Annotated in this window: 17 protein-coding genes; all 17 read right to left on the minus strand. The window is 40.6% G+C overall.

What is annotated here, in order from left to right; genetic code table 11:
- Nucleotides 1–22: 22 nt before the first annotated feature.
- Nucleotides 23–817, minus strand: a complete 795-nt coding sequence (locus QSJ46_RS09965; RefSeq protein ID WP_047202212.1) for a TIGR00282 family metallophosphoesterase — start codon at nt 815–817, stop codon at nt 23–25.
- A 90-nt stretch (nt 818–907) separates the two neighbouring features.
- Entirely contained in the window at nt 908–2,470 is a 1,563-nt protein-coding gene (gene rny, locus QSJ46_RS09970; RefSeq protein ID WP_003211958.1) for a ribonuclease Y, read from the minus strand.
- Nucleotides 2,471–2,703: 233 nt separating this feature from the next.
- Entirely contained in the window at nt 2,704–3,879 is a 1,176-nt protein-coding gene (locus QSJ46_RS09975) for a serine hydrolase domain-containing protein (RefSeq protein WP_285604674.1), read from the minus strand.
- 145 nt (nt 3,880–4,024) lie between these two features.
- Nucleotides 4,025–5,068, minus strand: coding sequence for a recombinase RecA (gene recA, locus QSJ46_RS09980; protein WP_047202210.1), 1,044 nt, complete (start codon nt 5,066–5,068; stop codon nt 4,025–4,027).
- 177 nt (nt 5,069–5,245) lie between these two features.
- Nucleotides 5,246–6,496 carry a competence/damage-inducible protein A gene (locus QSJ46_RS09985; RefSeq protein WP_107163704.1) on the minus strand — a complete coding sequence of 417 codons (1,251 nt, stop codon included), beginning with the start codon at nt 6,494–6,496 and terminating at the stop codon, nt 5,246–5,248.
- A 16-nt stretch (nt 6,497–6,512) separates the two neighbouring features.
- Nucleotides 6,513–7,094: a CDP-diacylglycerol--glycerol-3-phosphate 3-phosphatidyltransferase gene (gene pgsA, locus QSJ46_RS09990; RefSeq protein ID WP_285604675.1), complete on the minus strand. Its 582-nt coding sequence runs from the start codon at nt 7,092–7,094 to the stop codon at nt 6,513–6,515.
- 75 nt (nt 7,095–7,169) lie between these two features.
- Nucleotides 7,170–8,069, minus strand: coding sequence for a helix-turn-helix domain-containing protein (locus tag QSJ46_RS09995; protein ID WP_047202207.1), 900 nt, complete (start codon nt 8,067–8,069; stop codon nt 7,170–7,172).
- Between the two features lie 23 nt (nt 8,070–8,092).
- Nucleotides 8,093–8,884, minus strand: coding sequence for a DUF3388 domain-containing protein (locus tag QSJ46_RS10000; RefSeq protein ID WP_003211480.1), 792 nt, complete (start codon nt 8,882–8,884; stop codon nt 8,093–8,095).
- Nucleotides 8,885–9,015: 131 nt separating this feature from the next.
- Nucleotides 9,016–9,273: a DUF3243 domain-containing protein gene (locus tag QSJ46_RS10005; RefSeq protein WP_024424114.1), complete on the minus strand. Its 258-nt coding sequence runs from the start codon at nt 9,271–9,273 to the stop codon at nt 9,016–9,018.
- Nucleotides 9,274–9,346: 73 nt separating this feature from the next.
- Nucleotides 9,347–10,075 carry an elongation factor P 5-aminopentanone reductase gene (ymfI, locus tag QSJ46_RS10010; protein WP_285604790.1) on the minus strand — a complete coding sequence of 243 codons (729 nt, stop codon included), beginning with the start codon at nt 10,073–10,075 and terminating at the stop codon, nt 9,347–9,349.
- A 31-nt stretch (nt 10,076–10,106) separates the two neighbouring features.
- The gene (locus QSJ46_RS10015) at nt 10,107–13,226 is read right to left on the minus strand and encodes an MMPL family transporter (RefSeq protein WP_285604676.1); all 3,120 of its coding nucleotides are present in this window, start codon (nt 13,224–13,226) and stop codon (nt 10,107–10,109) included.
- Complete coding sequence (locus QSJ46_RS10020; protein WP_041084797.1) at nt 13,204–13,680, minus strand: MarR family winged helix-turn-helix transcriptional regulator; 477 nt, start codon at nt 13,678–13,680, stop codon at nt 13,204–13,206. The genes QSJ46_RS10015 and QSJ46_RS10020 overlap by 23 nt, the downstream gene beginning before the upstream one ends.
- A 152-nt stretch (nt 13,681–13,832) precedes the next feature.
- The gene (yfmH, locus tag QSJ46_RS10025) at nt 13,833–15,125 is read right to left on the minus strand and encodes an EF-P 5-aminopentanol modification-associated protein YfmH (protein WP_107163701.1); all 1,293 of its coding nucleotides are present in this window, start codon (nt 15,123–15,125) and stop codon (nt 13,833–13,835) included.
- Complete coding sequence (gene yfmF, locus QSJ46_RS10030; RefSeq protein ID WP_285604677.1) at nt 15,122–16,402, minus strand: EF-P 5-aminopentanol modification-associated protein YfmF; 1,281 nt, start codon at nt 16,400–16,402, stop codon at nt 15,122–15,124. Before yfmF ends, yfmH begins: the two co-directional genes overlap by 4 nt.
- Before the next feature lie 145 nt (nt 16,403–16,547).
- On the minus strand, nt 16,548–19,664 hold the full coding sequence (locus QSJ46_RS10035; RefSeq protein WP_285604678.1) for an MMPL family transporter: 3,117 nt from the start codon (nt 19,662–19,664) through the stop codon (nt 16,548–16,550).
- Nucleotides 19,665–19,975: 311 nt separating this feature from the next.
- A complete protein-coding gene (gene bcbE / locus QSJ46_RS10040; RefSeq protein ID WP_224929260.1) occupies nt 19,976–21,205 on the minus strand; it encodes a bacillibactin exporter BcbE in 1,230 nt (409 codons plus the stop codon).
- Between the two features lie 101 nt (nt 21,206–21,306).
- Nucleotides 21,307–22,032: a GntR family transcriptional regulator gene (locus QSJ46_RS10045; RefSeq protein ID WP_039178693.1), complete on the minus strand. Its 726-nt coding sequence runs from the start codon at nt 22,030–22,032 to the stop codon at nt 21,307–21,309.
- Nucleotides 22,033–22,058 lie beyond the last annotated feature (26 nt).

A 22,058-nucleotide genomic window follows, 5' to 3' on the forward strand; every position in this document is an offset into this window, starting at 1 on the left:
TCTGAAATAAATATGTGAACATTTATTCAAAGAAAATATGGTCATCATTTATCAAAATTCGATCAATTTTGACAGCTTTTTTCGACTGTTCGTCAATTTCTACTATTACTGCACTCAACGTTGTGCGGCCTTCTGCAATTTCAAACCGGACTGGGAGACTTGTTTTGAATCGTTTAATAATCGTTTCTCGGTCAACACCTAAAATGCCATCATAAGGTCCTGTCATCCCAACATCTGAAATATACGCAGTTCCTTTTGGCAATACGCGGTTATCTGCTGTTTGAACATGTGTATGCGTTCCAACGACACATGATGCACGGCCGTCTGTATACCAGCCCATTGCTTGCTTTTCACTTGTGGCTTCACCATGAAAATCAATAAAAATAAACGGTGTCCGTTTGGATGCTTCCGCAATTAATTCATCTACTTTTTGAAATGGGCAGTCAATTGGCGGTAAAAACGTACGTCCTTGCAGGTTAATGACAGCCAATTCTTTTCCTTGTTTTTTAATAAACGTGAGACCTTTTCCAGGTGTGCCTTCTGGGAAGTTAGCAGGACGGACCATATGGGCTGCGTCATCGATGAAATCGAAAATGTCTCTTTTATCCCAAGTATGGTTGCCCATTGTGAGCACATCAGCTCCTGCTTGCAGGAGCTCATGATAGATTTTTTCAGTCAGACCTTTCCCGTGAGCAGCATTTTCTCCGTTGACAATGGTAAAGTGCGGCTGATATTTTTTCTTCAGCTTTGGCAAGTATTCTTTCAGTGTATCTCTGCCAGGTGAACCGACGATATCTCCAACAAATAATATTTTCATGCGCTTTTGAACCCTTTCTCTTATAAATTGATCTTCTTATCAGTGTTGCATATTTACACAAAAAAATAAAGCGGCGCTAAGCGCACCGCTCTATTTTGCATACTCTACTGCGCGAGTTTCTCGAATGACTGTCACTTTAATGTGACCAGGGTAATCGAGCTCGTCCTCAATTCGCTTACGAATATCCCTTGCTAGACGGTGAGCTTCAAGATCATTAATTGAATCTGGCTTCACCATTATACGTACTTCACGTCCAGCCTGTATCGCAAACGATTTTTCAACACCTTCATAAGATTCAGAGATATCTTCTAATTTCTCAAGTCTCCGAATGTAATTTTCAAGCGTCTCACTTCTTGCACCAGGGCGTGCTGCAGATAATGCATCAGCTGCCGCAACAAGAACAGCGATAATAGATGTCGGTTCTTGGTCACCGTGGTGAGAGGCAATACTGTTGATGACAACAGGATGCTCTTTATATTTCGTCGCAAGCTCAACGCCAATTTCTACGTGGCTTCCTTCTACTTCATGATCAATGGCTTTTCCAATGTCATGCAGAAGACCTGCTCGTTTTGCAAGCTTTGCATCTTCTCCAAGCTCTGAAGCCATGAGACCTGCAAGATGTGCAACCTCAATTGAATGCTTCAGGACATTTTGTCCATAACTTGTACGGAATTTCAAGCGGCCGAGAATTTTGATCAGATCCGGATGCAGACCGTGAACTCCGACTTCGAATGTCGTTTGCTCACCCATCTCGCGGATATAATCATCGACTTCACGGCGTGATTTTTCCACCATTTCTTCAATTCGTGCAGGATGAATGCGGCCATCCTGGACTAGCTTGTCCAGAGCTATCCTCGCTGTTTCACGTCTAATCGGATCAAAGCCCGATAGGATAACAGCTTCAGGTGTATCATCTATGATCAAGTCAATACCAGTTAACGTTTCTAACGTACGGATATTTCGTCCTTCACGTCCGATAATACGACCTTTCATCTCATCATTTGGAAGATTGACTACAGATACCGTTGTTTCAGCTACATGATCAGCTGCACAACGCTGTAACGCAAGTGAAAGAATGTTTTTCGCCTTTTTGTCAGCCTCTTCTTTCGCTCGGTTTTCAGATTCTTTCGTCATGACTGCAATGTCGTGGGAAAGCTCATTTTCAACTTGATCCAGAATGATTTGTTTCGCTTCATCTCGAGTTAGACTTGAAATGCGTTCCAACTCGGCTTTCTGCAAACGAATCATATCATCCACTTTGCTTTCCATCTCTTCAATATGTTGTTGTCGTTCATTCAGAGAATGATCTCTCTTCTCCAACAGGGACTCCCGTTTATCTAAAGATTCGTCTTTGCGATCAAGATTTTCTTCTTTTTGAAGTAAACGGTTTTCTTGTCTTTGAAGCTCATTTCGTCTTTCACGAACTTCTTGCTCCGCCTCTACACGAAACGAATGAATTTCATCTTTCGCTTCCAAGAGCGCTTCTTTCTTCAATGCTTCCGCATCACGCTTTGCATCCTCAACAATTTGTTCGGCCATGTTTCTTGCGCCGGATATTTTTGCTTCTGCAATGGTTTTACGAACAAAGTAGCCAACAACTAAACAGATTAGGCTCAGCAAAATGGAGATGATCGTAAACATCGTAGGCGACATATTTTCACCTCCTCTTGCTATGAACTTGGTTTTACAAATAAAGTGTCGGCATGTACATTGTTTTGTGTCTCAACATACAGGGCCTTCACAGGGAATGAGATCCTCACTGCCCTTGTCAAGTTTAAATTAGTTATCAATCATGTTAAGAAAAACAAGTGATACATTCCCATTGTAATTGTGTCGGAAATACTTGTCAAGCTAGCTATCTTAGCGTTTGCAAAAGCAGATCAGAATTATTCTTGATTCAGCAGCTGATATACTTTATTGTTCACTTGGCCCAGTTTAGTGTTATTTTGTATATTGGAGAACAAAACAACGATGGTTTGACCAGATTTGCTAAAGCTGTTCAAAATGTTGAAGCCCGGCATGACACCATGGCTTGAATAGCTACCGGGAGCAACATAAAATCCCATTCCGTATGTGGAGCTGCTTCCTGGCGTAAACATCTTTTTATAGCTCTTCTGCGAATACAGTTTGCCGTCAATCAGGGCTTGGTCAAATTTGTACATATCTATAGCACTCATATAAATATCTCCAGCACCGTACAGCTGAGATAGATCGGGCATATACGGTGTAACCGCTTTGCTGCCTTTCAGCTTATACCCGACAGCAGGATAAGGTTCTTTTTTATATGTTTTGTAAAAGCCTGCATGCGTCATTCCCGCCGGTTTAAAAATATGATTCTTTATATATTGTTCATAGGACTCACCGCTTACTTCAGCAACAATATAAGCAAGAACAGAATAGTTGGAATCCTTGTAGCTCCATACGCCCGGCTGACGATTAATTCCCTGACGTTCTATGTCTTTTATTAATTCGTCCGGAGTAATTGCGCCGTTTCCTTCAATATGTCCGTTTATTCCCGATGTATGTGTAAGCAGATTTTTCAAAGTAATTGTATGTCCGTTAGGGAAATGAGGTAAATACGTGCTTACCAGATCACTTGTCTGAAGTTTCCCCTTTTCCTCAAGCTGTAAAATGGCGGTTGCAATCAGCGCTTTTTGTGACGAACCGACATAAAAAGATGTTGATGGATTATTTCGAATTTTTCGTTTACGGTCTGCATAACCAAAACCTTTATTTGTTACGATTTCTCCATTTCTAACAATCATGGAGCTTCCGCTGAAACCAATCTCCTTTAAATAGCTGCTGATTTTGTGATTGCGGTCCACTGTTTTGATTTGTTCCTCTGATTTTTTGGCGGTTTTCCTTTTGACTTCTTTTTTCTGACTGTTTTCTAAAGCTATTGCAGTTTTTTGAAACGGGTTCTTCTCTTCACTATTTCGATGAAGCACATTCCACATCGTTAAGCAAATCATCGCTACTAAAAAAACAAGCACAATTTTTCCCTTCTGACTTGGTTGTTTCCGGCTACGTTTTGTATTTCTTCTGCGGGTCGGGCTTGTCATTAGTTTTTCCTCCCAAAATAAATGCCATTTTGTACACTTTAGACGGATGAAGTACTGAAAAAGTTGTCGAAAGTTTTTTGCAAAATAAAAAAAAGGCTGAGTTTTTTCACTCAGCCTTTTTTATCATTTCATACTGATTTAATTTTTATTCTAATTCTAATTGTTCTAGCGCCTCTTCAGCTTCCGGCTGCGCTACCCCGTTATTATCCAAACCGTAATGCTCGCGAATTTGCTCCTGGATCATCAGCATGATATCTTTGTTTTCTTTTAGGAACTGTTTCGCATTTTCACGGCCTTGCCCAAGACGTTCCTCTTGGTAAGAATACCAAGCACCGCTCTTTTGTACGATATCTAGTTCGCTTCCAAGGTCGATGATTTCTCCCTCTTTTGAGATCCCTTCACCGTACATAATGTCTACTTCCGCAATACGGAATGGCGGTGCTACTTTGTTTTTCACCACTTTAATTCTCGTTTTATTCCCCATAATATCATTGCCTTGTTTCAGCTGTTCAGCACGGCGCACTTCTAAACGAACAGACGAATAGAACTTCAGCGCACGTCCACCAGGCGTTGTTTCAGGGTTACCGAACATGACCCCAACTTTTTCACGAATTTGGTTAATAAAGATGGCAATTGTTTTTGATTTGTTGATAGCACCTGATAGTTTACGAAGTGCTTGGGACATCAAACGTGCTTGAAGACCAACGTGTGAATCACCCATGTCTCCTTCAATCTCTGCTTTTGGTACAAGAGCAGCTACAGAGTCAATCACAACAATATCAACTGCCCCACTGCGGACAAGAGCTTCTGCAATTTCAAGTGCTTGCTCTCCTGTATCCGGCTGAGAAAGTAACAGTTCATCAATGTTGACACCTAGTTTTTGAGCGTAAACTGGATCGAGTGCATGCTCTGCATCAATAAATGCAGCTTGTCCTCCCTGCTGCTGAACTTCAGCAATGGCATGAAGGGCTACTGTCGTTTTACCAGAACTCTCTGGACCATATACTTCGATAATACGGCCTCGGGGATATCCGCCTATTCCAAGCGCAGTATCAAGTGCTAATGAACCACTAGGTACTGTTGAAATACGTGTATCTGTTTGCTCTCCTAGTTTCATAATAGAGCCTTTACCAAACTGTTTTTCTATTTGTTTAAGAGCCATATCTAAGGCTGCTTGACGATCACTCATTCTATTGTTTCCTCCTTTATCAATTCCACTATCTATACTATACCTTGTTTTACGTCATTTGCCAAGAAAAAAACGAACACATATTCGATTTTTTCTTGGCAGATTTTTTAAGAAAAGAGTGTTTTCTATTAGAAAAAACGCTCTTTTATAAAGGAGTAAACCTAACAAAAAACAAAATTAACTCTCTTTTAATAAGTTGAGTAAGTGATGTAGACCATATTTCACAGCGCGCTTTCGAATGCCTGACCGGCTGCCCGTAAACATCCATTCAAACACGTCCGTCTGGTCTTTCATCGATAGTCCAATGAACACTTTTCCAACAGGCTGACCCTCTTGGGTATCAGGTCCTGCTACACCCGTAAAGCTAATGCCAATATCACTTCCGGTCAGCTTTCTAACCCCTTCAGCAAGCTCTAAAGCACACTCTTTGCTGACAGCACCATAAGAAGACAGTGTTTCCTCCCGGCAGCCAAGTACCTGCTGCTTTACTTGGTTTGTATAACAAACCACACTACCGTTCAAAATGGATGATGCTCCTTCGAGATCTGTCAGCCATTCGGAGAACATTCCACCAGTCAGACTTTCTGCTGCTGCTACTGTTTTCCCGTGCTCGTGCAAGGCTTTGGACGCTTCGCGGACAAGTGATGTATCCCCATATCCGTAGAAGTACTCTCCTACCCGCGCTAAAATTTGCGCTTCTGTTTCTTTTAACAGACGTTCTGTTTCTTTTTCATCCTCATGCTTAGCAGTCAGCCTTAGCGTCACTTCACCGTCAGATGCGAGTGGTGCAATCGTCGGGTTGGTTTGAGCATCAATTAAATCTTCTAGGTCTGTTTCAAGCTGCGATTCACCGATTCCGAAGAAGCGCAGAACAACAGACACAATTTTTTCCTTTAAGCCAAGCTTCTCAGAAATCAGGGGCTTTGCCTCGTTTTCAAACATCGGGTGCAATTCACTTGGCGGTCCAGGAAGAAGCATATAAAACGTATCGTCTTCTTGAACAAACATACCTGGAGCCATCCCGAAACGGTTCACGAGCACATCTGATCCTTCTAGAACGAGTGCCTGCTTACGGTTGTTCGGTGACATATCGCGGCCGGTCTTTCGAAAGTAGTCTTGAATCGATTCAAATGCTTCTTCATTTAGTACAAGCTCTTTACCAAGCGTGCTCGCAATTGTTTCTTTTGTTAAGTCATCTTTGGTTGGTCCAAGACCACCTGAGAAGATAATAAAATTAGATCTTTCCTGCGCTACCTGAATGGCCTGTTTTAAACGCTCTGGATTGTCACCAACTGCTGTGTGGTAATAAACATTCACACCAATTTCAGCTAGTTGTTTGCTGATGAATTGTGCATTCGTATTCGTAATTTGCCCTAGCAAGAGTTCGGAACCGACTGCAATAATTTCTGCTTTTCTCTCTGACTTCAAAGCGTACACGTCCTTTTTAATTAGAATTCTTTAAAGCTTCCCAGTTTTTCGCAAAGTAATCCCAGCCTGAGACAACAGTGAAGAACACCGCTACCCACATCGCTAGATCACCAAACGGAAATGATACAAGTTCAAACGGCAGGTTATGCAGTAAAAGTGCTGAAATCGCAATGATTTGCGCCCATGTCTTCACTTTTCCAAGCATATTCGCCGCCACTACTTCACCGCCTCCGGCTAATACAAGCCTTAGACCAGTTACAGCAAATTCACGGCTAATGATCACAATCGCCATCCATGCCGGTGTGAGATTGTATTGAACAAGTATAATTAAAGCAGCTGAAACAAGCAATTTATCTGCAAGCGGATCTAAAAATTTACCAAAGTTCGTCACTAAATTAAGTTTACGTGCGTAGTATCCATCAATCCAGTCTGTTGTTGAAGCGACAATAAACAGGATCGCTCCAACAAGGTGCGTCACTTCGATGCTGACGTCGCCAAAGCGTGCGACACCCCAATCAAACGGTGCAAGCATAATGATCATAAAAATAGGGATCAAGGCGATCCTAGAAAGAGTTATTTTATTCGGTAAGTTAAACATGAAATCCAATCCTCCAATAATGCAATTTTTTATGTATATATAATAGTAGGAACAAAAGAAAAGTCATCTACTTGCTTAAGATGACTTTTCCTTTCCTTTATTCACAATCACAATGTTTTGTGTCATGGTGTTCTTAGGGTCTAATTCGTACTTAAGTGTCTCGTCATTTACCTTGATATCAATTCCAGACGCATTGCCTAGACGGATATCGACCTGAGAAAGATCAGACAGGTCTGTTTTAAACGATTCGCCATCTTTTAGTTCACCCATCTTCAGCACTTTTCCAGATTCGTCTCTTACGCGCAGCCATGAAGCTTGCGAAGCAGAAATGGTTAACTCCATTTCGTCTGCACCTGATACTTCATACGTTGTTGTCGAGCCTTCTGTATTCGTAGCCTTTAAAGAGACAGTTTCATCGTCTTTTGATGAATCGTCTTTTTTAGATGATTTTTCTTTATCATCTGACGAAGTTTTTTCTTTTTTCTTTTGATCTTTTGCAAGAGATGAATCCTCAGATACTTCATATTTAGATTCTGATTGCTGAGGGGCCACCTGATTATTCTTCTGTCCGCTATCATGATTGACCGCCTGCACGATCACATAAATGATGGCGATGACCACAATGATGCCTCCAATAATTAAAATTGTCGGCAATAATTCAAGGACTTTCGAGGCAGGCTTTGGCAGCTCTCTTTGCGGCTTAATATTCGATAATTTATCAGATACTTCATCATTGTACGTGCTTGGAACATCTTTACGAAACTCTTCGAACAATTGTTCAGGATTCAGTCCAACGGCTTCGGCATATTGTTTAATAAACGCTCTGACGTAAAATTTACCTGGAATAATATCATAGTTTCCTTGTTCGATTGCTAGCAAATAGCGCTTTTGGATCTTGGTAACCGTCTGAAGATCCTCCAGCGACATCCCTTTTTCCTCTCTGGCCTCAACGAGCCGTTTTCCCAATTCAGTCAAAACAAACACCTACCATTACCATATTAAAAATCGAAGCCAGAAAAACCAGAATGATCAAACACTTGTGGTTCTTCAGCGTGTTCATATGTAATCTCTTCGTCTGCGCTATTACGCAATTCAATGATATAGTCGAAATCATCCATTGTATATTCTGAATTTTGAATAAAGATGTCTGGATGCTCGACCACCTTTGTTGCCGGCAGTCTCATAATTTCCCTTAAAAGCTGCAAATGCTTCTCAGAACCTCTTCTTGTCGATACAATCCCATCAATAATAAAGACGTTATCTGGGCTGTATTCATCTGCGATCAGCTGACTTCGGATCGTCTGTTTCAAAAGAGTAGACGATACAAACAGCCATCTCTTGCTTGCACAAACACTTGAAGCCACAATTGATTCTGTTTTTCCGACACGCGGCATACCGCGAATCCCAATCAATTTATGTCCTTCTTTTTTAAAGAGTTCAGCCATAAAATCAACAAGAAGACCGAGCTCGTCTCTTTCAAAACGGAACGTCTTTTTGTCATCCGCATCACGCTGTATGTATCTTCCATGACGAACAGCTAAGCGGTCACGAAGCTTTGGCTGTCTTAATTTCGTTACTTTTATCGTTTCCATTGTATTTAAAATTGATTCAAGCCGCTTAATTTGATCTGTGTGGTCACAGCGTAAAAGCATTCCGCGTCTTGATACATCAACACCATTGATTGTCACAATATTAATTGAAAGCATCCCCATTAGAGAAGAAATGTCTCCTAAAAGTCCGGGACGGTTTACCTGTATCTCATATTCAAAATACCATTCGAGCTTTGCCAAATGATATTACCCCCTTCATTGTGGCAAATTTTTACCTTCCTTTATCATAAAGCATTTTCACATTTTTAGAAAGCACAATGTTGTGAAACGGTTAAAATAAAAAGAGAGGCACAAACGACCCCTCTTTTTGTTTAGTGCGAGCTATTATTTTCAACTAACTTGACCATCATATTTGCAATGGCACGCTGCTCATCTTCTGATGCAACGCTCCAAAGGTCAGCAAGTACTCTTTCCTGCTCGTTCTTTGCCTCAACTTCGTTAGCTAGATATCCGCCAATTTCATATGCAAGGTTATTGATGGTCTCATCTTCTAAACCTTTATCCTGCGCATGATTTAAGCGATCACCTAAAAAGTTTTTCCAATGGTCCCAGTTCTCAAGTACAGACATGTCGATTCCTCCATTCGAAAAGATGAATTACAGCCATAGCTTTTGTCATGGAGAGACGAATTATACACGTTTTTTAACAGTACCAGCCGCCATTAACAGATAAAATTTGACCTGTGATATAACTTGACTGTTTTGAGGCGAGAAACCAAATGACATCGGCAACTTCCTCAGGCGATGCAAGCCGGCCAAGCGGGATTTCTTCTTCCAGCATTGCGATGTCTTCCTGCGTAAAACTATTCATCATGTCTGTTTTGACAGCACCTGGGGAGACAGCATTTGCTCTAATTCCACTTGGGGCAAGCTCTTTTGCTAATCCTTTTATAAAAGCATTTTGCGCACCTTTGACCATGCTGTACAGCACTTCACACGATGCTCCCGTTTCTCCCCATATCGAGCTGACCGCAATGATATGGCCTGCTTTCTTTTGGATCATGGCAGGTAAAAGGGATTGGGTAAGCTCATATGGACTTGTGACATGAAGCTGCACCATACTGGCTAATACATCTTTTTCTGTGTCTGTCACCAATCCGACATGGCTCCTGCCGCTATTTAAAACAAGTATATCTGGACAGAGTGGCAGGCGGCTGACAAGCTCATCTGCTCCGCCCGTTATAGCTAAATCTGCTTGAACGACATGCGTCTGAATGTGATATGCCTCATCCAAATGAGCGGCGAGGCGCATAGCTGCCTGTTCATTTTTATGATAATGAAGCATTAGGTTGCAGCCTTCTTGGGCAAGCTTTTTGGCTGCTGCCTGCCCAATCCCGCCACTGGCACCTGTTATCAGCGCCCAACGACTCATCACATTGATTCCTTCTTTCTATATAGAATAACTATTCTTTTCGTTTAAATGGGAACCAGTTGGCTGATCCGAACAATTTCACCATTACAGGTACGAACAATGGTAGCACAACGAGTGCGTACAATAAAAGTCCTGTGAGGACAAGTGTTGCAATCTGCAAGAGAGACAGCACACCTGATGGAAGCATTGCGGCAAATGTTCCTGCCAGAATAACAGCAGCAGACATAATGACAGACCCCATATTTTTCATTGATTCGGTCATGGCAAACTGGATGTCTTTTGTTTTGTATTCATTGAACCGCTCCATTAAGAAAATCGAATAATCGACTCCGAGCGCCATTAATATGACAAATCCAAAGAATGGTACAGCCCAGTTAATGCCTGGATATCCGAAGAAATGGGTGAAAATAAATTCTGTTATACCGATTGCTGTAAAGTAAGTCAATATGAGTGAACCTACCAAGTACAGCGGCATAACAAGCGAACGGAACAAGATCACCAAAATAAGGAAAATACCAATCATCATGTAAAGCACTGTCTTATTGAAATCTTGGTCTGACAGCTGTTTCAGATCAGCGTTCATACTTGATACACCTGAAACACCAAATGACGCATCTTTTAGGTTTGTTTCAGGAAGTGCCCTTTCAACAGAAGCTTCCACTTGTTTTATTGTCGACAGAGCTTCATTTCCATATGGATTTTTTTCTAAAATGACATCAATTTTTGTCATCTTGCGATCATCTGACATGTATGAATCAAATACTTGCTTGAACGCTTTATTTTTTAAGACGTCTTTTGGAATAAACCAGCCGGCCATGTCTTGATCTGGTGCATTTTTCAGTTCGTCTAAGTAGTCACCTGCACCCATTAAGCCGCTCGAAATTTTCTCAAGTCCAGTTACGCTTTTGTTCAGGCCATCTGTCAGCTTTGTCAGATCATCCCCAAAGCCGCCAATCTTTTCTTTCATTTGCTTTTGACCATTAATGATGTCGCCCGCTCCATTTGCAAGCTTTGGCATACTATCAGCTAATTGTCCTTGGCCTTTAGACGTTTGATCCAGTCCAGTTTCAACTGCATCTAAGCCAGCAATGAGTTCATCGATTTGACTCGTCAAGACTTTTTGCTGCTCTGAAGCTTTTGCGATAAAGGCATCAGCTGCTTCAAGCTGCTTTCTAGCTTCTTTCGCTTGTTTAGCATAGCTGTCTGCCTGTTTCGCCCCTTCTTGCAAAGTCGCAGAAAGTTCATTGTACGAAGCTTTGATCGCTTGATACGATTGATTTTCTTTTACCTGCGGGATTTGCTTTTCCAGTGTACTAAATTGTGTATTTGCTTGTTTGATTAACGCTTTTACATCTGCTGCGGCAGAGGATGATGTATCCACTTGCGCTAACGCCGCCTTTAGTTCTTTAGAAATGCTTTTATACAGTGAAACTTGCTGATTCACTTGTGCGACTTGAGCCATTAATTCCTTTTTCGCACCTTTGATTTCAGCTTTAATGGTTGCTACACCTTTTTTGTTTTGATCAATTCCGTCTTGCAAATCCCTTAAATGTTTTTCAACATTTTGAATGCCTGTTTGCACTGATTCTGTACCAGAAATCAGCTGGTTAATCCCTTTTCCTGATGATTTGATTTGCGGCGTTTGATCCTCAATGGATTGACTCATTGTTGTCAGTGCATCTTGGATGTTTTTCAATCCTTCATTGCTTTTATCAAGCCCTGTGTTCAGTTCCTTGGCTTGTGATTTCACGTACAGATCACTCAGCCCTTTACCGACAGGACGGGTGGCACTTCTGACTTTGCTGACGCCATCTGTTTGTTCAATTGCACGGCTAAGTTTTTCGATGGCAATCAGCCCTTCATTGTTGTCTAAAACATCAGCTGATTTCACGACCACTGTTGCCGGAAGTGCTTCACCCGGTCCAAACTTGTCAGAAATGGTATTGAATGCGTTGACCGATTCGTATTTGTTACCAATTTCATCTAAGCTGTTATAAGAAAGGGTTCCTTTATACATCAGAATGGGCGGAAGTGTAATGATTCCTACGATTAATAAGCTGAAAAGCGGTTTCTTAAATGAAAAGCGGCCTGCTGTTTCCCACATTTTTGACTGCGGGTGAGCAATATCGCCTTTAATCGGCCAAAATAACACCTTTCCTAAAACCGCCATAAAGAACGGTACAATCGTGAGAAGGGCCACAATGAGCACAGCAACCCCGACTGCTACTGCAACAGCTGATTTATAAAGCTGGAATTGTGCCAGACCAATACATGTAAAACCGATTAGAACCGCAATTCCGCTGAATAAGACGGTCTTTCCTGCTGTTTTATACGTAATGAGAATCGCTTCAATTTTATCTTTACCGTGTGCGATCTCTTCCTTAAAGCGGCTGAGAAGCAGTATACAGTAGTCCGTTCCAATTCCAAACATGATCGCGACCATAAAGATTTGAGTAAAGGTCGAGAGCGGAAAGTCTACATATTTTACTAAATAAGCCACGATCGATTGACTCACCAAGTAAGAGAGTGCCACTGCGACTAACGGAACGAAAGGCGCCACAGCTGATCTAAAGACAAGAACAAGGACGACGAGAATAAACCCAATCGTAATGAATTCTGTTTTCTTCAAGCCTTCCTGCGAACTTGTGATAACATCATCATCAATTAACGGCTGCCCTGTCATTTCAAATTTCAGGTTTAAGCTTTTCAGCTTTTCATTGACTCTTTCTTTAAAATCAGACGCTTTGATTTTGTTTGAGTCATATGTAACTGGAACAAGAAGTGTCGTTTGATCTTTGGAGAGCATTTGTTTTTTAATATCTTTATTGGCTTCAAAGTAAGAAGTGATGTCCTCTATGTGGAGGTCTTGATCCTTTTCTAAAATGTCCATTGCCTTTTTTAAAGAAGTTTCTCTTTCTTTTACAATGTTCTTTTCTTGAAAGACAATGATGATTGATTTTTCTGTATCGCCGTTTTCAGACATTTTCTTTAATAACTGATTGGCATATGAGGACGGATAGCCGTCTGGTACAGAAATTTGCCCCTTTTCTTTTGTTAATTGCGCCATATTAGGAGCGGTGATGAGTAACACTGCCGCTAATACGACCCACAGGATCGTGATCAGCCATCTACCCTTTATGATTGCTCTCATTAGTACTTTGTGCCTCCTCTTCGATGATCACTTGATAGATCTTTTCATATGTTTGAATAAATGATTCCATTTCTTTTTCTTCAAGCTTTTCAAAATAAGATCGAACTAGGTCTTGAAGCTGCTTTTCCATTCGGCTGACTACATCTTTGCCCTCTGGCGTGACGTACAGGTGAACATTTCTTCTGTCAGCTTGATCATGTTCACGAAAAATATAGTTTTTCGTAAAAAGACGATTGGTCATGGATGTTACAGCACTTTTGTTTACATTACATACATAAGCCAGATCCGTTGATGTACACCCCGGATGTAAATTGATGTATCGAAGGGAGTAATATTGATCAAGCGTCAGCTCTTTATCAAGCTTTTCTGTGATCATACTCGATACTTTTTTCTCCATCATGAGATAGACATCTGCATACCTCTGGATGAGCTGGGCAATTTTATTTTGTTCCATACGCTACTCCTTTTTAGTTTAAGTGTTTAACTATTAAAGAGTTTAACTAACGAACAAAACAATTGTCAATGAATATCCTCGCAAATAAAGCGGGTTTTTCAATGAACATAAAAAAAGACAAACTCTGCCGATATGAGTTTGTCTTTTTACATTTATTTTGTTTTTGGGACGACTTTGAAAACGGACATCCGTTCTTCATCAATTTCTTCATCTAAAATTTGCTGAATATCAGCTAATTGAATTTGTTCCAGCACTGTGACGACATCAAATAAACTCATGTCTAAGAAAGCATATCGAGTAAATTGGTTCGCAATGTATTCTGGAGAATTCATGGCTTTTAAAAAGCTACCGATTTTTTTCTTGCGTGCAAGCTCAATTTTCTCCTCTGTCATGAGGCTTTTTGCTTGAAGAAGGGTTTCTTTTAATACTTTTGCAAGTTGATCGGGATCATTTGTATCCCCGCCAACAGAAGTGAAGCCAAAGCCGCCTTCTTCTGTATAATCGTAGCTGAATGTTTCATCAATTAAGCCTTTTTCATACATCTGTTCATATTGTAAAGAGCTTTTGCCAAACAGCGTCTCTAAAATGAGGTTCATCCCAAGCTCATGCTTTAGCAGCTGATTTCCTTTTTTATGCGGATTTTTTGTTTTCAAACCGAACATACATTTAGAGCCTTGTACGTTCATTGGAAGTTCGTATTCTTTCCGGTATACACCTTCAGGCTCATTGATGTCTTTTCGTTTGATCTCCGGCTGGTCTGTAAATGGCTTTTTCGCCTGGTTTGCTCTGACTTGATCTAAAATTTGCTTCGGATCAACCGGACCGACAACGAATAGAAGCATATTGCTCGGGTGATAGAACGTTTCATAGCATTCATACAAATGATCTTTTGTAATAGGGGCAATGCTCGCTACTGTTCCAGCAATATCTATTCTCACAGGATGTTCTTGATATAAATTTTCAATCAGACCAAAGAATAAACGCCAGTCCGGATTGTCATCATACATGTTAATCTCTTGGCCAATGATGCCCTTTTCTTTTTCGACTGTTTTTTCAGTAAAATAAGGCTCTTGAACAAAGTCAATGAGTGTCTCAAGGTTTTGTTCGACATTTGAGGTGCTAGAGAATAAATAAGCCGTTCTCGTAAACGTTGTAAAAGCGTTTGCGGATGCTCCTTGTTTACTAAAGGTATGAAACACGTCTCCATCTTCTTTTTCAAACAGCTTATGCTCTAAGAAATGGGCAATTCCGTCAGGCACTCGAATCATGTCTTCTTTGCCAAGCGGCACAAATTCATTATCAACTGAGCCATATTTTGTTGTAAAGGTTGCATAGGTTTTGTTAAACCCTTGCTTTGGCAGCACATAGACGTCAAGTCCGCTTTCCATTTTTTCGTGATAGACCGTTTCTTGCAGCTGATCGAATTGAATTGTTTTCACTGTCATGAAGCACCCTCCGTTCCTTTAAGAAAATAGGTCGTATCCCATTCGATTTTCTGACCCACTTTGATGATGTCCTCTTTTGTCACTCGGTCTAATGCTTCTAAAAAGGAATCAAGGGTTTCCCCAGTTGGCACAACGGCATGCTGATACAAATATTCTGCTGTCCCATAAGACGTATCGATCGTTTCAAGCAGCTGGTTTTTGACGACTGCTTTTGTTTGATCAATTGCTTCATCAGAAAAATCACCTTTTTGCATCGCTTCAAATTGTTCTTTGATGATGTCTACTGCCTGCTGGTAGTTGCCGACTTCAATTCCTGACATGACCATCATCAAGCCTTTAAAGCTCTCAAGTCTAGACACAGCGTAGTACGCAAGACTTGCTTTTTCACGAACATTGATGAATAGCTTAGAATGCGAGAAACCGCCGAATATACCATTAAACAAATGCAGCGCCGGATAATCTTTATCTGCAATCGTTGTATGTGTGCGAAAACCGATGTTCAGTTTGCCTTGTTTTACGTCCTCTTCATCAATGACCTCTTTTGGTTCATTTTGAGGTCTTGCTGATTCAGTCTGTTGTTTGACCGGTTCTCTTTCACTTGTTTTAAAGTATTGGGAGACCATTCGGCTGATGTCTTGTTCGTCAACATCTCCTACTACATAAAGATCAAGCTGATTTGATTGAAGCGCATGCTCATAAGCTTCAAAGAGCGAGTGAGCGGTGATTGCGTCGATGTCTTCCATTTCACCATTGACGTGCAGTGCATATGGTTCACCTTTACACATTTCCTGCACGAGTCTTAAATTCGAATAACGCATTTTGTCATCATAGACTGCCTGAATTCGCTGTTTTAACGTGCGTTTTTCTTGATCTACATATAATTGACTAAACACCCCATCTTCAACATACGGGTGGAATAATAGGTCAGATAGTAAGGTAATCCCTTTTTCTAGTAAAGGGGTTTGATCCTTTAAATATTTTTCATTCGCCATTTCCAAGCGGAAGGTAATGATGTGATTCTCACCTTTTTTCGCCATGTCTGCTGAAACGGTTGCTCCATAGAGCTCATCAAAATAAGCACGCAATGCACCTGTTTTCGGCATCTTTTCTGTTCCTCTTAACAACACATGCGGGAAAAGAGAACGCATGGTGACGTCATCTTTGGATAACGGTGCAAGCATTTTAAAAAGGATTGTCACGGTTTTAAATTTTTCTGTTTTGACAATATGAGTATGAAGACCAGGTGTGTCCAGTGTCTTCTCTTGTAAGTACGTCATGAGAAACCTCCTTTGTTCATCCTATTTATTATGTATTAGAACATAGCTGATATATACGTGAAACAGCCATTTAATAGACATTATATCAATCAGAGGAAAGGATAGGAAATAAAAACGCCTCTGCTCAAAGCAGAGACGCCAGTCATTATTTCGTTCTAAACGGCCACCAATTCCATTTACCAAAAATACGAACCATAACCGGAATAAAGAGCGGCAATACAACAAAAGCATATAATAAAAGTCCAATGAGTACGACCGTTGCAATTTCAACAAGTGATAATACTCCTGATGGCAGCATAGCGGCGAACGTACCTGCTAGAATGGCCACTGCAGAAATAATGACAGAACCCATATTTCTCATCGCTGATATCATCGATGCTTGCACATGCTCTCCCTTCCATTCATTAAAACGATCCATGAGGAAGATGGAATAATCGATCCCGAGCGTCACAAGAATAACAAAGCTGAAAAATGGGACAGCCCAGCTGACACCATCGTAGCCAAAAAATGTTTTAAAGATCCATTCTGTTAACCCGATCGATGTAAAATACGTTAAAATCAGTGAAAGTGTTAAGTATACCGGCATGACGATTGACCGTAATAAAATAATTAAGATAATAAAAATACCAATTAACATGAAGATGACAGTTCGAATAAAGTCACCGTCAGACGTTTCTTTTAAGTCCACATTTAAACTTGAGATACCAGATACACCGTATTTGGCATTTTTGAGTCCACTTACAGGTAAATATTGATCAAGGGTTTCCTCAATTTTTGCGACACCTTTCATCGCTTCATTGCTGTATGGATTCACATTTAGGATGACTTCAAAAGTCGTTAATTTACGATCTGGAGACATATACGTATGGAAGATTTGCTTAAATTCTTGGCGTTTCAGCACTTCTTCTGGAATAAACCAGCCCGTTATTTCTTCATCTGGCGCTTGCTGAAGCTGCTTTAAGTAGCCGTCAGCCTCGGTGAAGCCGCTTTTGACCTGCTCAAGCCCTTCAATACTTTCATCTAATCCATCTGTTAATAATGTAAGTTTTGATGAAAGCTGGCTAAATCCTTTTTTGATGGCTTTTTGGCCGTCTGTCAGCTGATCTGCACCATCTTCAATTTTAGGCATTTCTTTAATCAATTGTTTTTGGCCCTCATTTGTTTGGTCAAGACCGTCATAAATTTGATCAAGCCCATCCATGAGCGCTTGCACTTGTCGTTTTACTTCTTTTTGCTTGCTTGATAAGGTTTGGATCACTTGATCTGCCTGCTTGATCTTTTGCTTAAAGTGAGAGGCTTCCTCTTCATATACACTCATTTGATCCCCTGCTTGATCAAGCATTCCTTTTGTTTCTTTGAATACTTTCTTGATTTCTTTATATTCTTCCATGTCTTTTACTTCTGGAAGACGATTTTCTAGTGCTTCAAATGAAAGATTTTCATAAGATTTCTTTACTTTCTTAATGGTTGTCATCAGCTGTTGATTCGATTTCGCATGGCGTTCCAGTGTATTCACCACTTGCTCTAGCTCTTGAATCATCGTTTCGCTGCTGCGATATTCTTGCTCTAATTCTTTTTTCGCTTCTTTGATTTTACTTCGAATCGTGCCGACGCCTTCTTTACTGCGCCTCACCCCATCTTCTAATGAGATAAGGGATTCCCTGACTTCTCCGATACCGCTTTTGATTGCTTTCGTTCCATCAATCAGCTTGTCAATGCCTTGAGCGGATTCTTCAATTTTTGGTTTTTGTTTGAGAAGGGCCAGATTTGTTTCTGTCAAGCCATCAGAAATTTTCCCGATTCCTTCATGTCCTTTGCCAAGTTCTCCTCCCAGTTCTTTCGCTTGAGAGGTGACATAAAGCTGGCTCAGCCCGTCTCCAACAGGGCGCGTGACACTGCGGACTGTTTTGACTTCGTCAATATCATTTAATTTACGGGTCAGTTTTTCAATGATCACAATCTTTTCTTGATTATCTAGCTTATTGTCACTTTCAACAAGCACATTCAGCGGCAGCGCTTCACCAAAGCCAAATTGCTCTGATATCGTATTAAATGCAGACACCGACTCATACTTATTCCCAATTTCATTTAAACTGTTATAAGATAGGGTGCCGTCGTACATCAGAATAGGAGGCACCGTAATAAGAGCGACTAAACCTAAGCTGATCAGCGGGCTTCTAAATGAAAAGCGCCCAGCCCATTCCCACATTTTACTTTGCGGGTGCCGAATGTTTTCTCTTTTAGATGGCCAGAATAGAGATTTTCCGAAAACAGACATAAAAAAGGGAACGATGGTGACAAGGGCTATCAGCAGAACACCCACTCCAACGGCAACACTAACGGCTGATTGATACAATTGGAATTTAGCAAATCCAATACTTGAGAAGCCGACTAACACGGCTAAGCCGCTGAAAAATACCGTCTTCCCTGCACATTGATACGTGACGATAATCGACTCTTTGACATCACGGCCTTGACCGATCTCCTCTTTAAAACGGCTTAACAGCAGGATGCAATAATCTGTTCCGATACCGAACATAATGGCTACCATAAAAATCTGAGTAAAATTAGATAGAGGAAATTGTGTATATTCTACAAGAAAAGCCACAATACACCGGCTGACAGCGTAAGAAATGCCTATCGTAATGAGCGGAACAACAGGTGCCAATATCGATCTGAAAACAATTATTAAAATAAAGAAAATAAAAATCATCGTGATAAGTTCAGTTTTCTTCAGACCTTGTTGAGAGCTTTTAATGACATCTGAATCCACAAATTTTTGACCCGTTATTTCATATGAGACATGATAGGGCTTTAAAACTTCCTCAATTTGTTCTTTAATCTTCACAGCTTTTGTTTCGTAGTGGTCGAATTTGAATGGAACAAGAAGTGTACTTTTATCCTTTGATAAAAGTTGTTTTTGAATGTCCGGATCTACATGAAAATATGAAGTAATTCCGTCAATGTGGAGTTCTGGGGCATGTGTCATGAGTGCAGCTAAAGCCTTTTTTAATTCCTGCTCTTTCGCAGGGAACAGATGTTGTTCGGAGAATACAAGCACACCTGTATCTTTTTTCCCGTTCTTATCTGACAGCTTATCCAATAGGTGAAGTGCCTCAGCTGTTGGTGTCCCCTCCGGAACCTTTAATTGCCCTTTTTCTCTTGTTAATTCCTCTAAATTGGGCGCAGTAATAAACAGTATCACAGCTGTTATCATCCACACCACTAATACAATCCATCTTGCTTTAATTATTTGCAACATAGCTGCTTCAAGCTCCTTCTAGTTCATCAATCAATTTGCTGTATTTGAGCGTGTCTGAAGTGCTGACTGCGTCTCCTTCAAATGGCAGGATGACCTATTCAATTGTCCTTACGTGTTGAAGAAACACATCTCCATCATCAGCACGCGAGCTCAATTTCTGCCTAAAGAAAGACAGAAAATGAATGTTTTTGAACACCTCCAATTTGGGATAATTTAAAAGATATTACTATACATTAGTTTAACTATCAAAATTTTACATGTCAATTTATAAAAAAGAAAAAAGATGGCAAAATGCCGTCTTTTTTCTATATTTAAACTGTTTTCAATTGTTCACTCTCATCCTCTTCATCTGGCTGGATGAAAAAGAGGACCAAAAATAGTGAAATGAGACTGCAAATGGTCGAGAGAATAAAAACAATGGAGTCCCCTTTATCCATAAGATAGGCAAAAATCGGAGGTCCTAAAGCAACACCGATAAAACGCATACTGCTATAAAATGACGTAATGGTACCGCACTGTTCTTTTTCAATTCCTTCAGTAATCAGCGCATCAAGTGCAGGCAACACAATACCGATACCAACACCGCCAATGCTTAAACAGATAAACAATACGTAAAAGCTGTGATTCCACCATAAAAAAATATAAGAAAGTGATAACAAAGCCATACCTGCGATTAAAAAGATTCTCATTTTGCCTTTTTCTTTTCCAATCGTTTTTCCAGCAACGAAGGAACTGATTGATAGAAAAAGGAGCGGAATACTCAGCAGGAACCCTTTTTTGACACCTTTTATTTGATAAGCAGCCTCTAGATTATCGGATAAGTAAAAAAGCACACCAAAAAGAAGAAACATAATAAAACCGCCAATAGCAAAAATGGCATAAAGCCAGCGTCCTTCATGCTTAAAAATGGTCTTTGTTGATTTTAAAAATTCTTTAAATGAGGGCGGGTCCTCCTCTTTTTTTGCCGACTCTACCATGAACAGTACCATGAGAAAGCTGATGGCCGAAAAGAACGGAATGAACCAAAACGGCACATACCAAAACCATGAAGCAAGAAGTGCTCCAATAATCGGGCTTAGTACCTTTCCCGCTGTGTTGGAGGTTTCAATGGCGCCAAGTCCCGCACTGACCTCTTCATCATCATGAAACAAATCTCCTATAAATGGCATAACAACAGGTGCCGCTCCAGCTGAACCGACACCTTGAAGGACCCTGCCAAGAAGAATCCACATATACGGTTCTTTCATGATTGTTGAGGCGACTGCTGCCACAGCCCCTCCAAGTCCGGCGATTAAAAGACACGGCAGCAGTACCTTTTTCCGCCCAATCCGGTCTGATAAATAACCGGCGATTGGAATACATAAGATTGCTACAACCGAATATACCGTAATAATGAGAGAGACTTGAAAGGAAGTGATCGAGAGTTTCTTTTCTATCTCTGGCAATACAGGTATTAACATCGAGTTCCCTAGTGTCATGATTAAAGGGACTGATGATAACGCAATGATATTCTTTTTACTGACTGTTTTCTCGCCCAACATCATTCACCCAATTCTATATACTGTTACGTATTAGTGTGGCAAGTTTGACGAGTATTATGTATGGCAAACAAAAAGCAGCCGCCTATGAAAGCGACTGCTTTTTAAAATCGTTTGCGTATGACATGAAAGCTGAATTTATCTGCTCGAAAATAATTGAGGGAGTATAAGACCGGCTGATCATCCTGATCATAGTGCATTTGTTTGAGTAATAATAACGCCGTTTCAGGGTCACAATCTAGAATCGGTGAGACCTGATCGTGGTATCCAATTGGTTCAATGTCTGCAACTGCATATTTAATCCCACTGTGCGGTTCTCTTCCAAAAAGCTCAAAAAGAGACTCTTCTTCATGTGTAAAAGATGCGGGAAGGTGTTTGACTGGAATTTTATCTAAACAATAAACAACTGGCTGTCCATCTGCCGTTCGAACTCTTTCCATTGAAAAAATCCCATCAGATTCATCACACTGAAAACGAATGACATCATTCTCTGTTGGCTCCCCTTCTTGCGAGGATAAAAAGATGGTACCAGGCGTCATATTGACCTGCTCAATCATTTTCGTGACACTTGTCAGCTGTTCTATGCCTGTCGAAAAAAGTGGTCTTGAGTTGACGAAAGTCCCCACACCATGCCTTCTTATTAAATACTTTTCTTCTTCTAATATACGAAGGGCTTCACGCAGTGTCGCTCTGCTCACACCTAAAAGCTTTGAGAGCTCAAACTCAGAAGGCAGCTTTTCTTTTTCGGCATATACACCTGTTTGAATATCTTCTTTAATACGGTCAATCACTTTCAAATATAAATGGCGATTGTCTGTTTTGGTCGACATGTTTTCCCTCCGTCTAATCAATGCAA

Source organism: Bacillus sp. YKCMOAS1 (assembly GCF_030268125.1).
GTDB classification, from domain to species: Bacteria; Bacillota; Bacilli; order Bacillales; family Bacillaceae; genus Bacillus; species Bacillus safensis.

Excerpts from the sequence above, each read along its gene's own strand:
- QSJ46_RS10020 (WP_041084797.1), bottom strand. The coding sequence starts at position 13,680 with ATGGAACAAAATAAAATTGCCCAGCTCATCCAGAGGTATGCAGATGTC.
- rny (WP_003211958.1), bottom strand. The coding sequence starts at position 2,470 with ATGTCGCCTACGATGTTTACGATCATCTCCATTTTGCTGAGCCTAATC.
- QSJ46_RS09975 (WP_285604674.1), bottom strand. The coding sequence starts at position 3,879 with ATGACAAGCCCGACCCGCAGAAGAAATACAAAACGTAGCCGGAAACAA.
- QSJ46_RS10015 (WP_285604676.1), bottom strand. The coding sequence starts at position 13,226 with ATGAGAGCAATCATAAAGGGTAGATGGCTGATCACGATCCTGTGGGTC.
- ymfI (WP_285604790.1), bottom strand. The coding sequence starts at position 10,075 with ATGAGTCGTTGGGCGCTGATAACAGGTGCCAGTGGCGGGATTGGGCAG.
- QSJ46_RS10045 (WP_039178693.1), bottom strand. The coding sequence starts at position 22,032 with ATGTCGACCAAAACAGACAATCGCCATTTATATTTGAAAGTGATTGAC.
- QSJ46_RS10035 (WP_285604678.1), bottom strand. The coding sequence starts at position 19,664 with ATGTTGCAAATAATTAAAGCAAGATGGATTGTATTAGTGGTGTGGATG.
- QSJ46_RS09965 (WP_047202212.1), bottom strand. The coding sequence starts at position 817 with ATGAAAATATTATTTGTTGGAGATATCGTCGGTTCACCTGGCAGAGAT.
- QSJ46_RS10005 (WP_024424114.1), bottom strand. The coding sequence starts at position 9,273 with ATGTCTGTACTTGAGAACTGGGACCATTGGAAAAACTTTTTAGGTGAT.
- recA (WP_047202210.1), bottom strand. The coding sequence starts at position 5,068 with ATGAGTGATCGTCAAGCAGCCTTAGATATGGCTCTTAAACAAATAGAA.
- yfmH (WP_107163701.1), bottom strand. The coding sequence starts at position 15,125 with ATGACAGTGAAAACAATTCAATTCGATCAGCTGCAAGAAACGGTCTAT.
- bcbE (WP_224929260.1), bottom strand. The coding sequence starts at position 21,205 with ATGTTGGGCGAGAAAACAGTCAGTAAAAAGAATATCATTGCGTTATCA.
- yfmF (WP_285604677.1), bottom strand. The coding sequence starts at position 16,402 with ATGACGTACTTACAAGAGAAGACACTGGACACACCTGGTCTTCATACT.
- pgsA (WP_285604675.1), bottom strand. The coding sequence starts at position 7,094 with ATGTTTAACTTACCGAATAAAATAACTCTTTCTAGGATCGCCTTGATC.